The organism is Metabacillus sp. KJ11-3 (assembly GCF_055808295.1).
The window spans coordinates 2,613,083-2,626,618 of the sequence record NZ_CM147865.1 but is presented as its reverse complement, the minus strand read 5'-3'; the positions used below and the strand labels follow the sequence as shown (position 1 = coordinate 2,626,618).

At 33.9% G+C, this 13,536-nt stretch carries 15 protein-coding genes and 2 pseudogenes; 11 read left to right on the top strand and 6 right to left on the bottom strand.

Annotated features, from left to right (window positions below):
- The first annotated feature begins 129 nt into the window (after window positions 1-129).
- On the top strand, window positions 130-642 hold the full coding sequence (locus AC0L8O_RS13360; protein WP_473442929.1) for a GNAT family N-acetyltransferase: 513 nt from the start codon (window positions 130-132) through the stop codon (window positions 640-642).
- 38 nt (window positions 643-680) lie between these two features.
- On the opposite strand, the gene ytvI is transcribed toward AC0L8O_RS13360, so the two are convergent.
- Entirely contained in the window at window positions 681-1,739 is a 1,059-nt protein-coding gene (ytvI, locus tag AC0L8O_RS13355; protein ID WP_473442927.1) for a sporulation integral membrane protein YtvI, read from the bottom strand.
- A gap of 157 nt (window positions 1,740-1,896) precedes the next feature.
- Window positions 1,897-2,256, bottom strand: coding sequence for a YugN family protein (locus AC0L8O_RS13350; protein ID WP_473442925.1), 360 nt, complete (start codon window positions 2,254-2,256; stop codon window positions 1,897-1,899).
- A 488-nt stretch (window positions 2,257-2,744) separates the two neighbouring features.
- Between AC0L8O_RS13350 and AC0L8O_RS13345 the strand changes: the two genes are divergently transcribed.
- Window positions 2,745-3,818, top strand: coding sequence for a CAP domain-containing protein (locus tag AC0L8O_RS13345; protein WP_026560493.1), 1,074 nt, complete (start codon window positions 2,745-2,747; stop codon window positions 3,816-3,818).
- An 80-nt stretch (window positions 3,819-3,898) separates the two neighbouring features.
- Here the strand turns inward: AC0L8O_RS13345 and AC0L8O_RS13340 are convergent, their stop codons facing one another.
- Window positions 3,899-4,387: a PaaI family thioesterase gene (locus AC0L8O_RS13340; protein ID WP_473442923.1), complete on the bottom strand. Its 489-nt coding sequence runs from the start codon at window positions 4,385-4,387 to the stop codon at window positions 3,899-3,901.
- Between the two features lie 204 nt (window positions 4,388-4,591).
- Here AC0L8O_RS13340 and ylbD point away from each other — a divergent pair, with 204 nt between their 5' ends.
- The 5 genes from ylbD (at window position 4,592) to AC0L8O_RS13315 (ending at window position 6,734) form a co-directional block, all read left to right on the top strand.
- On the top strand, window positions 4,592-4,942 hold the full coding sequence (gene ylbD / locus AC0L8O_RS13335; protein WP_473442921.1) for a spore coat protein YlbD: 351 nt from the start codon (window positions 4,592-4,594) through the stop codon (window positions 4,940-4,942).
- A gap of 32 nt (window positions 4,943-4,974) precedes the next feature.
- Window positions 4,975-5,214 (top strand): YlbE-like family protein, encoded by a 240-nt coding sequence (locus AC0L8O_RS13330; protein WP_026560490.1) that lies wholly within the window; start codon window positions 4,975-4,977, stop codon window positions 5,212-5,214.
- 98 nt (window positions 5,215-5,312) lie between these two features.
- Window positions 5,313-5,744, top strand: coding sequence for a hypothetical protein (locus tag AC0L8O_RS13325; protein ID WP_473442919.1), 432 nt, complete (start codon window positions 5,313-5,315; stop codon window positions 5,742-5,744).
- 79 nt (window positions 5,745-5,823) lie between these two features.
- The gene (locus tag AC0L8O_RS13320; RefSeq protein WP_473442917.1) at window positions 5,824-6,267 is read left to right on the top strand and encodes a YlbF/YmcA family competence regulator; all 444 of its coding nucleotides are present in this window, start codon (window positions 5,824-5,826) and stop codon (window positions 6,265-6,267) included.
- Window positions 6,268-6,461: 194 nt separating this feature from the next.
- Complete coding sequence (locus tag AC0L8O_RS13315; RefSeq protein ID WP_026560488.1) at window positions 6,462-6,734, top strand: YlbG family protein; 273 nt, start codon at window positions 6,462-6,464, stop codon at window positions 6,732-6,734.
- A 72-nt stretch (window positions 6,735-6,806) separates the two neighbouring features.
- On the opposite strand, the gene AC0L8O_RS13310 is transcribed toward AC0L8O_RS13315, so the two are convergent.
- Window positions 6,807-7,196 (bottom strand): DUF7147 family protein, encoded by a 390-nt coding sequence (locus tag AC0L8O_RS13310; RefSeq protein WP_473442915.1) that lies wholly within the window; start codon window positions 7,194-7,196, stop codon window positions 6,807-6,809.
- A 619-nt stretch (window positions 7,197-7,815) separates the two neighbouring features.
- Between AC0L8O_RS13310 and rsmD the strand changes: the two genes are divergently transcribed.
- Both rsmD and coaD read left to right on the top strand, forming a co-directional pair.
- Entirely contained in the window at window positions 7,816-8,391 is a 576-nt protein-coding gene (gene rsmD, locus AC0L8O_RS13305) for a 16S rRNA (guanine(966)-N(2))-methyltransferase RsmD (RefSeq protein WP_473442913.1), read from the top strand.
- On the top strand, window positions 8,384-8,869 hold the full coding sequence (coaD, locus tag AC0L8O_RS13300) for a pantetheine-phosphate adenylyltransferase (protein ID WP_026560485.1): 486 nt from the start codon (window positions 8,384-8,386) through the stop codon (window positions 8,867-8,869). Before rsmD ends, coaD begins: the two co-directional genes overlap by 8 nt.
- Before the next feature lie 33 nt (window positions 8,870-8,902).
- On the opposite strand, the gene ylbJ is transcribed toward coaD, so the two are convergent.
- On the bottom strand, window positions 8,903-10,099 hold the full coding sequence (gene ylbJ, locus AC0L8O_RS13295) for a sporulation integral membrane protein YlbJ (protein ID WP_473448880.1): 1,197 nt from the start codon (window positions 10,097-10,099) through the stop codon (window positions 8,903-8,905).
- Window positions 10,100-10,364: 265 nt separating this feature from the next.
- On the opposite strand from ylbJ, the pseudogene AC0L8O_RS13290 reads away from it, so the two are divergent.
- Together AC0L8O_RS13290 and AC0L8O_RS13285 are read left to right on the top strand one after the other, a co-directional pair.
- A pseudogene (locus tag AC0L8O_RS13290) lies at window positions 10,365-11,164 on the top strand (patatin-like phospholipase family protein).
- Window positions 11,154-12,182, top strand: a complete 1,029-nt coding sequence (locus AC0L8O_RS13285; protein WP_473442911.1) for a SepM family pheromone-processing serine protease — start codon at window positions 11,154-11,156, stop codon at window positions 12,180-12,182. Before AC0L8O_RS13290 ends, AC0L8O_RS13285 begins: the two are co-directional and overlap by 11 nt.
- 42 nt (window positions 12,183-12,224) lie before the next feature.
- On the opposite strand, the pseudogene AC0L8O_RS13280 reads toward AC0L8O_RS13285, so the two are convergent.
- Window positions 12,225-13,449 (bottom strand): annotated as a pseudogene (locus AC0L8O_RS13280) (nucleotidyltransferase).
- Window positions 13,450-13,536: the final 87 nt, after the last annotated feature.

Genomic DNA, 13,536 nt, shown 5'->3' with positions numbered 1-13,536 from the left:
TTTTCTTTTCTGAATTTATTTAGTTTACCTAAAGGTGAAATTCCTCATTTGTATATTGAATGATGAATATGTATGGGTTATATAGTTACTCCCAAGTATGCTGAAAATACAAAGAGGGGAGAGGATGGATTGATTGAAATCTTAACAAATCGGTTAATGATTATACCCTGTTCACTTGATATTGCCAAATCATTAGTTTTCCATCGAAAGGAACTTGATAAACGTTCTCCCATAGAAATTCCCGCTAGCTGGCCGTCAGCTTATGTGCGTGGTTTCTTGCCATACTATATCGAAAGTTTAGAAAAGGACGATAAGGATTTAGACTGTGGTGTATGGATGATTATATTATATGAAGAGAAAAAAATAATTGGAGATATTGTTTTGCAAGGAAAACCACTTCAAGAACAAAATGTAAGATTAACTTATCATATTGAAGAAGCTACAACAGATGGATCAATAGCATATGAGGCAATTGATGCATTTATTGACTGGTTAACTTATCAGATGGGTGTGAAAAAGGTTGTAATGGAATGTGAAGTACAGGACAAGGAATCAATCCAACTATTTGATAAATTAGGTTTAATCTGTACAAAAAAAGATGGCCAATTCTTTACTTGGGAAATTCAAAAAGAGGAGGAATAAGAAAGAGAATGTGTTTCTCTTTCTTTCACTTCAATTTACTATATTTTAAAATTTATTTTGATTAATCCTGCTTCTCTTGCGGAATTATAAATAATTATTATCATAGGACCAATAAAAAATCCTAATACACCGAATAGCCTCATTCCCAGGTACATAGAGATAAGTGTGGCTAAAGGAGAAAGTCCGATATGGGTGCCCATTACTTTTGGCTCGATAGTTCTTCTTATCACTAGTAATATTACGGCTAGCATACCTAGCTTTGCTGCAAGTGCAACATCACCTGTAATAAGATGATATAATGTCCAAGGTCCCATAATGATAATCGAGCCAATTAAAGGTATAACATCAATTATCCATATAATTAGAGACATAATTAATGCAATTTCAGGTGTAATCAATAATAACCCAATTAAAGAAGTGACAAATATGATTATACTAACTAAGAATTGAGCTTTAATAAATCCTACCACCACATAAGCCAATCTTGATATCATAAATGAGACTTTTTCTGCAGTCTTTTCCGTTAAGTATGAATATGCTTTAGTTTTCAATCTTGGAAGTTCTATCATAAACAGGAAAAGAGCAATTAAGTAGACAATTAAATTAACAAGATAGGTAGGAATATTTGTAATTACTGCTTTGGCATTTTCTATATTGACATAACTAGTTAATTCTGTTCTAGTCTTTTGAAGAAAACTTGTTACTTGGTTACTGATTTCTTCCACGAAAAATGGAGGGAGATCTTGTGTTTTATTGGCAATGTCGTCCTCAATATTTTCCCAAACTTTTGTGATTTCATTGATATATGTAGGTGTATTTTCTGCTATTTGAACGACCTCACCAACTACTTTAGTTGTTAATACATAACCAATCATACCTATTAATATCACAAAGAATAAAAAGACAATTACAACAGAAAGTTGTCGTTTTATCTTTCCTCTGTTTTGAAGCAATCTTATTGCTGGTTCTAGGAAAAGGGCTGTTATAAAAGCAACAATAAGTGGAATTGATATTGGCAAAATAAGGAGGGATATAGCGCCAATAATAATAACCGATAGTATAAATATTAGTTTTTTTCTGTTTAAGATGCTGGTCAAAAGTGAACCCCTTTCTAATGCAATGTATTTAATTTTCTTTAAACACAAAAAAGTGATAACAATAAAACAAGAAATAAACAATGTAAAGTCACAAAAATAAAAAAGCAGGGACTAGTCCTTTGCTTTTTTATTTTATAATATTTAGTAATTGTAAATATTAAGATTGAACTTTTTTCAGTTCTTCTGCTACTTGTGAAAGTAAGTTTTTACTTGTGTTGACTACTGCTGCAGGAAATTCTTCCCCTTCTCCATATTCAACACCGTGTGGATAATAATGTTTGCCTAATAGCGGTGTCATTAATTTTACAACAGCATGTCTTCCGCCGATATCTCCTTCAACAGCATATGCCTGAACACGGAGGTAAAAAACATCCCCTTTTGTTTCAATCTTACGATCATATGTAACTCGCTCATAGTCCCATTGCCCCGCACGAACTAAACCAATATTATCCATAAGTTCATCTAATCGTGATAAGTCTATCTTAATACCCTCTATACCTGTATCTTCCATTCTCATCTAAATTCCCTCCTAAAGCCTTTTCACGTAATTTATTATAGCTTAAATACATGTAAAAGTTAAAGTGAAACTTCTATTATTGGGAAATGTTTTCCTCCCAATAATAGTTAGTTGACCTTACCAGACCATTACTTACAGTTGTAGAAGTGGAGAACTAAAAGAACATAGAAAAACAGAGTAGGCCTAAAAATTGCATATTTATAGAAAGTTATTAATGAATCTCACTTTAATTATGGTTTATAACAATGCTTTTTAATCACCATTCACTCATAATTTTGGTACAATAAAAGTAAAAAGATTAGGAAGTAAGGGAACATTCGGAAGACTTTTGTTCATGTTTTAGATTTAATTGTCGTGGTAATAATGAAAGAAAGAGATTAGTTTAGCTTATTGATGATCATGATGTTGGAATGTATAACCAGAATATCTATTTTAAGGTCACATATAATGATAGAAAAACAGAAGGTAATTTTAGGGAGGTGGGCAAACTGCGTGTTATTAGTAGGACTATTATCATTTTTGTTATTATTTTTATTAGTTATACTCTATTTATATATTACGGCCAATATACTCCGAATGAACAACATGAAGAAGAAAATGTGCAAATTTCAAATGAAGAATTAACAAACTCGGAAGAAGAGCATTCGGATGGGGGTAAGGAAACTGTACCAAATGAAGGTGTTTTGTCTTTAATGGAAAAATCTTCGGAGGAAATTACAGCACTTCTTGGTGAACCTGATAGGATTGATCCTTCTGCCTATGATTATGATTGGTGGATTTACAATATATCTGAAAACGAATATATCCAAATAGGAATATTAAATCAAAGAGTTGTTACAGTTTATGCAATTGGAAGCGAGGTAAATGTGAAACCTTTTCAAATTGGACAATCTGTACAGGAAGTGTTTAAAATTCAACCTGTTTCATCTAGTCTGTCATTAGAGTTTGAAGGAAATTCCTATCGATTTGAATTTTCAGAAGAGGATATGAATACCAGACCGACAATAAAGATCGGAGATATCTATGTTCAATTATACATTGATAAGTTTGATGGTATATTATCAAGTATTCGATTGTTAGACGCTGAAACTTTTATAAAACAGAGATCTTATGAAGTGACTTATCGTGGTGAGTTAATTAAGCCTCAAGAAATACCGGATGAAAAATGGAAGAGAATAGAAGATGGTGCGGAACAACAAATTCTATCTATTACGAATATGCTTCGTAAAAGACATGGTTTAGAAAGAGTAAAATGGGATCAAGCTACTTCAGAAGTTGCATTTTTGCACAGCAGGGACATGAAAGAAAATAATTATTTTGCACACGAATCACCTACTGAGGGAAGTCTTGTCAATAGATTGTCAAAGCAAGAGATAAAATATCAAATGGCTGGAGAAAACATTGCTGCGCAGTATGTTGATGGTATTGCAGCTAGTGAAGGGTGGTTAAATAGCAAGGGTCATCGTGATACATTATTGAATGAAGATTTTACTCATTTAGGGGTCGGTGTAGATGGTTTATACTACACACAAAATTTTATAACAACCTGGAATTCAAATTAAGTAAGCATTTTAAGGAGGTGTCAAACCAAAACCCATTAAAGGGAATGGTTTGACACCTTATCTTTTTAATAAGCACACGACTATTGCCTGTTTATTATAAAGAAGCTAGCGGTACTATGAGCAATTAAAGTTCCATCTTCTCGGAATACCTGTCCTTCTGTGACAACTGTTTTATTTCCTTTGTGAATCACACGTGAGGTGCAAGATAACTCTTTTCCAACACCTGGTGCAACATAGTTTATTTTTATTTCGGTCGTAACTGCCGCCTTATCAGGTGGAAGAATATGATGTACGAGTCCGCCCATTGCGGAGTCAAGCAGAGTAGCTGTAATCCCTCCATGAACAATATTTAATGAGTTTTGTATAATAGGTGTATTGGGTATGTTTATGTAAAATTGCTCATCTTTATACTCAGATGTGGCGTGAAGGAGAGCACCTATGTAGGATCCTTGTTCATGATGTTGTTTCTTTTTTAATCCTTTTAATAAAAGTTCAATAACATATTGATCTTCTTCATTTGCTTGATCAATTACTTCTTTAGCTAATTGCAACAGTTTCTCTTTTTTCATCTTTTTACCCTCTCCTTTTGGTTAGTGTTATTTTACCAAATATTTCATTTGATTTTCAATTCTTCATTATTTTATTAATACTTAATAATATTGGGCGAACAGTTTTGCTGATTTGAAAATAAGATATTATAGGCAAATGTATCAATGAGGTGAGGAAATGACATCGAAAAAAAACATCCATCCGTTCAACAGTTTAAAGATTTTGTGAAAAAGCATCCAAAACTTATTCAAGAAGTTCGAAAAGGGAATAAAGACTGGCAAGAAGTATTTGAAGATTGGTATCTACTTGGAGAAAACGATATGATATGGCAACAATATAAAGACGAACAATCTAATGAAACAAAAGAAAAAGATGAAACAAGTAAAGCAGATTTCATGAATCAATTATTCACTGCGGTAAAGAAAATGGATATGAATACTGTTAATCATCATCTAACCAACATGAGTAGTACGATATCGACATTACAAGGATTGTTTGATCAATTTGGTTCTAAAGGATCCGGCCAGAACTCTTCTGCCTCAAGTCAACATCCTTTTTCATTTAGAAAGGATTAAAAAAGCAAGTATTGATAAGGTAGGGGGAAGCGATGAGAAAGGATGTTCAAGAATACATTCGGGCAAATGAAGAACGTGTAAGATTTATAAGAGAACAACCGTATTGGTATCGAAAACTTTCCAGAAATCCCAGCGATCTTGATTCAATGGAGCTAAATTTGATGAATTATTATCAAAAAACAATTCCACACAAAGTTCAACAATTTTCTAACTCAGTCCAGATGGCATCCATGATGATCGCGATGTTTCAATCTATGAAACAGCAAGATTAAAAACTTGGTTGAGTATTGTTATCCACAATAAGTTCTCTAAAACGATTCATGTTTTTCTAAGTCTCTGTAAACAATAAAAATAAAGGAGGCTCATGAATATGAATCGTTTTGTTTTAATTTTTGTATGTTTATTATGTATTTTATCAGGGTGTGTTGAGGATAAGCCCAGACCGGAAGGAAGCATGAGCGTTGTGCCGCTTGATATTGTGGAAGCATCAGAATCTGCAATTGAAGTTTCTAGTCTCAAACAGCCTATAGACATAGTTGTTAATCACCATGTACGAGGTCGAAATATTTATGTGGAATGTTATATCCCATCCTTTACTTTTAAGGAAAAAGGTGGGATGAATGTGAATGGAGAAGGCCATATACAAGTGTATGTTGACGGTAAAAGAGTCGATGAAATCTCCACAGCTGCCTTTATTATAAAGGGATTAGAGAAGGGGAATCATCATCTTATGATAGAGGTTGTTCATAATGATTCGTCTGATTATCAATTGAAAAAATCATGGAACGTTAACATTAAATAAGACTGATAATGTAATGACGCTATTATTTTTCATTTTCTGTTATTCGTGTTAAAATGAATAACGGAGGTGCTTAAACTCTATGTTTGCTACACTTGAAAGCACAAAGATAATAGATCAAGCAGAACAACTTGCGAACTGGGTACTTCAATCAGAAATTGTAAAAGAGTATCGCCGTTGTTATCATATATTAAAAAATGATACAGAAGCACAGCGACTAATTAGTGAATTTACGAAAATTAAGGATTTATATGAAGATGTTCAACGCTTCGGTAAATATCATCCTGATTATCGGAAAATTACAAAAGAGTTGCGGGATGTTAAGAGAACCGTGGATTTAAATGATCATGTCGCAAATTTTAAAAAAGCGGAAAACGAAGTTCAGTCCCTGCTAGATGAAATTAGTGTTCAAATAGGTCAAGCTGTTTCTGTTCATATAAAAGTTCCTACCGGGAATCCATTTTTCGAATCGAGCTGTGGTGGAGGCTGTGGTACAGGAGGAAGCTGCGGCTGTAAAGTTTCATAAAACGAGTCTACTCGTATTATTTACTTAAGGCTTAATGTATAAGAAAAGGCATCGATTACCGCCAATTTTTGGCGGTAAGTCGTGCTTTTCTAATTAATTTTTATCAAAATATTGTTTGAAGTTGAAATTTTTGCTAGACTTTTAATGATTAGATTTTTTTATACATTCTGTTTAGATATTAAGGGAGAATGAGTATGTTTGAAAAGCGTCAAGGTATTGTGGTTTGGCTTCATACATTAAAGCAATTAAAAATGCTTAGGAAGTTTGGTAATGTACACTATGTTTCAAAGCGATTAAAATATGTTGTGCTTTATTGCAATATGGATGTCGTGGAGCAAACGACTCAAAGGCTGTCATCGTACTCGTTTGTTAAACATGTTGAACCTTCATATAAACCATTTCTGAAGCTCGAATTTGAATCGAAGGTTGATAAAGCGAAAGAATACGATTATAAGATAGGGCTATAAAACAAAAAAGAATGCTTGAGGGTTATTACCTTCAAACATTCTTTTTTCTTTATAGCTTTTTTATGATAGTGTTCACTGTAATGGTGGTAATAAGTGATTTAGACGGAGAATACCAATTAAATATTGGTAATATAAGTCTATTTCGTTAAACATAGATGAAGGTTTTACTTCAATTTCAATAATTTGTTTATCTAATAATTCTGAAAGCTCTTTAAATAACTCATAACGTTTGTTTGTAATAAAATTTGGATTAGAAATTCCTTCACGACATATATAAATAGCTTGGAAATTTCCGGGATCTGTTGGCTTCATTATAACAACAAGTGAAGTAACTTCTTTTGTGTTACGTTTCGTATGTAATGCTATTAACTGTGTTACTCTATGTTGATTAGCCTTGGAAGTTTCTATTAATTCATAAATATCCGAATATCCTTCCCCAAGTTCAATGAATCGTTGAATCATATTTATCCCCCTAAAGGTTTTTTATCCGTACATTTTACCGAATATCACTATAGCATGAACCAACTAAAAAGTTAAGAGGGTAGGACTCTTTATGTACCTTTTCTAATATTTATATCTGTTAAGATTTTAAATCGCTCAACAGAAAAAAACCCTACAGATAAATCCTGCAGGGTCCTTCAATACCTTTTCCTAAAGGCTGAAGGCAAAGGGAGAGGAGAAACCGGAGGAAAGACTTATGGGGAAACGTAAGTCTTCTCCGCGGTTGGCAACAACATCAACGAATCGATGTTGTTACTACTCATTATCACCATTTCATCTATCTGTATACATAATAATTTCAAAAAAATTCTTTATATAGATACAAAGGTATATATAGTCTTAATGACTAAGTACGTCTAGAAAGGAAATGATTGTATCGTATAGAATGGCTGTGGTAGGATAAAGTGAAACTTGAAAAGTGGATCTGTAGTTTAATTAAATTCAATCCACATTATACGATCGGTAGAACGATTGATTGTATAAGGAAACATATCTGCGCAATAGGAAGCGGGGAAATCAAGTTTTTTGAAGCATATTACATATATGAAAAAGTAAAAATTTAGAAGTAGTGGTGAAACAGATGAGAGTTGTATCAGGAAATTTTAAAGGTCGCCAGCTGAAAGCTGTACCAGGTGTGACCACGAGACCAACAACCGATAAAGTGAAAGAAGCTATTTTTAATATGGTTGGCCCCTATTTTGATGGAGGCATTGCCCTAGACCTTTTTGCTGGAAGTGGTGGCTTAGGCATTGAAGCACTTAGTAGAGGAATTGAGAAATGTGTTTTTGTCGATCGAGAGACAAAGGCAATTCAAACTATACATAAAAATTTAGAAATATGTCAGATAGAAGCAGACAGTTTCGAAGTTTATCGAAATGATGCGGAAAGAGCAATTAAGGCTATCATTAAAAGAAGTCTTCAATTTCATTTGATTTTTTTAGACCCACCGTATAAGCAACAAAAGTTGAAAGCGCTTATTGAAAAGTTGAGTGATAATAATGTCATGAATGAAAATGGCTTCATTATTACTGAACATGGTTCAGATGTTCAGCTGGATCATGAGATTGGGCATTTTTTACAAGTAAAGCATGAAACATATGGAATGAGTTCCATTTCAATCTATCAATATAAAAAGGGGAGGAATAGTAATGAGTAGTATTACTGTATGTCCTGGGAGTTTTGACCCAATTACCCTCGGACATCTTGACATTATAAAAAGGGGAGCAAAGGTTTTTGATCAAGTATATGTTTGTGTGCTAAATAATTCGTCAAAGCAACCTCTTTTTACTGTTGAAGAGCGGTGTGATCTTATTCGAGAGGTAACAAAAGAAATCCCTAATGTTATTGTCGAATCTTACAAAGGTTTGTTAATAGACTATGTTCGTGAAAAAAAGGCACAAGCAATTTTACGTGGTTTACGAGCAGTATCAGACTTTGAATACGAAATGCAAATTACGTCTATGAACCGTGTACTAGATGAAAATATTGAAACTTTTTTTATGATGACAAATAATCAATACTCATTTTTAAGCTCAAGTATTGTAAAGGAAGTAGCTAAATACAAAGGGAATATTTCAGAATTAGTCCCTGAGGTTGTGGAAATGGCGCTGAATAATAAATTTTCAAACATATAAAAGGTGAGGCCCCCCTCACCTTTTGCTGTACAATTAACTCGTTTTCGTAAAGACATTTCTTTTACCATATAGAAAAATATAGAAAAGTAACGAAATAATTGTTATAAGCGGACCACTTTGTACTATCAATTCCCAATAATCTTTAGCCAAGCTTGGTCCATGTTTCATTAACATAACGGGTAATTCGCTAGTGTTAAATGATTCCAGATTGAGATATATTGGTCTAAAAAGAAGAAAAGCGATTATAGAAGAATAAATACCTTGCAAAATTCTTGCCATAAAAAAGGGTTTAAACCGAATATCAGTATCAGCTAAAATGCTTGCAACTTGGGCTTGAATAGATAATCCTCCAAAGGCTAAGATAAAACTTGCAATCATAACTTTTTCAAGCAAACTAGCGTTTGTCTCACTTACAAGTTGATTACCTAGCGTAATTTCAAAAATGCCAGTAATTAAAGGAACACTAAGATCTGAAGCAATATGAAAAAGTGATAAGGCGCCAGAAAAAACAACACCGATAAGCTGTGTTACATGAATGATGGCTAAGATTTTATTAAATACTGAAAAAAGGATAATAAACCCACCAATCATTAATAAGGTTTGTATGGAGGAAATAACAGCATCTCCAAGCATTTTTCCTAGAGGTCGGGATTCGTTAATTCTTGTTGAATGAAGCTCCTTAAATGCTTGTAAAGGAGAGGGGAAAAGCTTCTTCTTACCGTTTTTAATTGTATCATCAGATTTACCGTAAAACCTCATCGTAAGGCCGACACAAAGATTTCCTAGATAGTGTGCAGCTGCTAATAAAATCCCAAGGGACGGTTTATCAAAGAAGCCTACTGCTACAGCACCAAAGATAAACAAAGGATTTGAGGAGCTAGTAAACGAAACTAATCGCTCGGCTTGAATTTTTGTAAGTTGTTTTTCTTGTCTCATTCTTGCGGTAAGCTTGGCACCGGCAGGATTACCGGAGGCCATTCCCATTGCCCATACAAATCCGCCAACCCCTGGAACCCGGAACACAGGTCTCATTAATGGTTCCAATAAAACTCCGATAAATCTTACAACCCCAAATCCGATAAGAAGTTCTGATACTATAAAGAAGGGAAGTAATGATGGAAAGACAACTTCCCACCATATGGTTAAGCCTCTTAGAGAAGCATCGAGTGATTCCTTAGGATTGAGTATAATCGCAATCGTTAAGCCACTAATAAAAATGGCGATGAACATTGTCTTTAGTTTTGATGAAAAACTCAAAATATGACGCCCCCTAGTATCTTTTAAGCAACAAGTCCTTATAAATAAAAGTTCAAGTACTTGTACAGTTCTCATTAATTCAATATACGTGAATAGGTGTAGATTTTAGACCACAGAATGTTACACAAGTTTATACATTAGTTTGATCATGCTTGAATAATATAGTCCTAACAAAACGTTCAGGTTGAATGTACAATCATTTCTTGATAAACATAGACAAAATAAGGGGGGATTCTCCTTGGAACGAGATCCTAAAATTGGACTAGCGCTTGGGTCAGGTGGAGCAAGAGGCTTCGCACACTTAGGTGTATTAAAGGTTTTAAAAGAAGAAGGTATACCCATTAACCTTATTGCGGGAAGTAGTATGGGAGCATTAGTCGGAAGTTTCTATGCTGCTGGAATTAGTTTGGAAAGATTATATCAATTTGCTCTAGCATTTAAGCGAAGATATTATCTGGATTACACTGTTCCAAAGATGGGCTTTATTTCTGGAAACAGAGTGAAAGAACTTATTCGAATATTTACTCACCAAAAAAATTTGAGGAATTAGATATACCTGTTGCCGTTGTGGCAACAGATTTATATGATGGGAAAAAGGTTATATTTAATAGTGGACCTGTTGCAGAAGCAGTTCGTGCTAGTATTGCTATTCCTGGGATCTTTGTTCCTGAGAAAATTGATGGTAAACTATTGGTGGATGGTGGAGTAGTAGACAGGGTGCCTGTGTCGGTTGTGAAATCTATGGGTGCTGATATTGTGATAGCAGTTGATGTATCACATGTGAAAAAAAATGAAGATATCACCTCAATTTTTGATGTCATTCTCCAAAGTCTGGATATTATGCAGGATGAATTAGTACATCATAGAGAAATTGCTTCTGATGTAATGATTAGACCACATGTTGAACAGTACAGCTCACGAGCATTTACTAACATTAAGGAAATCATTGAGATAGGAGAATTGGAAGCTATACGGCATATTCCTAAAATAAAGGATTTAATTGAGAAGTGGAAGGAGAATCACTCTGATGAAGAGTAGAACAATTTTGCGTTCAGGTTTGGTATTAGCAATTATTTTGCTAATTATGTCTTTCATAAAACTTCCTTTTTACATTACCCAACCTGGTATGGCATCTGAGCTTGAACCAATAATCAAGGTAGAAAATGGTTTTGATGATGAAAAAGGCAGCTTTTCCTTAACAACAGTTCGGTTTGGTCGTGCGAACCCTTTAACATACGTTTGGGCAAAGGTAAACGAATTTTATTATATTCACCCTTTAGAAGATATAAAGAGGGAAGATGAGTCAGATAAAGATTACATGAATAGACAATTACATATGATGGAAGTGTCTCAAGAAGCCGCTATATCTGTTGCGTATGAAAAAGCAAATAAAAAAGTAAAATATACATTCCAAGGTATATATGTAGATGGGGTAATAAAAAATATGCCTGCAGCATCAAAGTTAGAGGTGGGAGACCGAATTTATAAAGTAGATTCATTAGAATTTCAAACTGCTGAAGAATTTATTGAATATGTAGCGAAAAAGAAAGAGGGAGAAGAAGTAATTATAACTTTTGAGCGAGATGGAAAACGGGACGAAGCCAAAATAACATTGTCAGCATTCCCAAATCAACCAGATAAAATAGGGTTGGGAATATCCTTGGTGACAGATCGGCAAATGGATGTAGAACCTAAAATTGAGCTTCAGACGGAGGAAATAGGAGGTCCATCAGCAGGACTCATGATGTCACTTGAAATTTACAATCAGTTAACTGAAGGTGACTTAACAAAAGGTTATCAAATTGCTGGTACCGGTACGATAAATGCTGAAGGGATAGTTGGTCCAATTGGTGGGATATCACAGAAAATTGTTGCTGCTGATAAAGAAGGAATTGACATTTTCTTTGCGCCAAATGAAAAGGGGGATCAAGCATCAAATTACAACGAGGCTCTTGAAACAGGGGAAAAGATTGGGACTGACATGGAAATAATCCCTGTGGATACGTTTGATGAAGCTATCGAATACTTAAATAATTTGGAGCAAAAAAATGCATAATCAAATGCAAAATAATTGTTAAGAGAAAGGGATTCCTTTCTCTTAAATTTTTTCAATCCGAATAGGAGGTGTGGCAAATTCTTTTTGGAGAAGTCCAGAACGCAAAGGCTCAGTGCATAATCATATAATATGTATTCGCAGCTTTTACATCAAGATCCAATATGGGATGTTTAAACGTTGAAAGTTTTGAGATAACTGGTAACTTCATCTTTTTTTTATGTGTGCTTAAATATTCTCTGCCATTAGATGACATACCCAATAACCTTATATAAGGAGATCTTTGAAGGTTTTGACTTTTTATTTGATTTTTAGTCGTGTTAGTTAATATATGTGTACATAATCTTTGGAGTCTTGTCCAGGTATACCTCTTTGTTTTTATTCTTCCCATAAATTCTTCAAAGCTTGTAGCTTTTTGAATTTGTTGTTTCAACCTATTTTCAAGTCCTTCCTCAACTTCATAGATTGCATTTAACTCATCTAAGCTCATTGTCATTATACGATATTTTAAAAGGTGGAAGTAACATTCCCATTGATGAAGAATTTGATGTTGTCTTTCATAATCGTTTAAAAGATTAAATGTTTCATTAGGAACGTATGAGCCAATTTCTCGATTATCTGAAAAAATTGCTTTTCGTATACTAGTTGCACTAGCTATTGTTGGTGAATGGAAATGAAGATCATGATATCCGGCAGACATACGCTTTATTGTTGTTGGTTTCATTGATGATTTCTGGTCATGTATAGCTTTAACATAATGATAACCTAAAATATTATTAGGTAACGAAAGATCTATATAAGATGAATGATGTTCCCCTGACTGAAGATTTTGGAAAGCTAGTGTTAGTGCTTTCGGATAGCTAATACCAGTTTTTGTATAGTATTGAATAAGTTCATCGTAACTTTTTTCCGCTTTTGATAACATCTCTTTTGTAGCTAAAAAAGGCTCAATTTTTCCTGTTTCACTCCCAAAACAAAGGAAATCACAGTATAGGGCATCAAGAATTGAAATAGCACCATTAGCAAATGTTTCAGCCTTTTGGGTGGCAAACGCATAAGGTAATTCAACCACTAAGTCAACACCGCTGGCAAGAGCCATCTCAGTTCTCGTCCATTTTGAGACAATTGCTGGCTCGCCGCGTTGTAAAAAATATCCACTCATAACTGCTATAACAATATCAGCATTCGTCGTTTTTTTAGATTCATTTAAATGAAATAAATGTCCATTATGAAATGGGTTATACTCAACTACAATTCCTAAAACACTCATATTCTCACCACATTTTATGATAAATTCAAAATAGTTAATTACTATCACAATAACCAATTTCTTATCATTATATCTTATCTTGTTCGA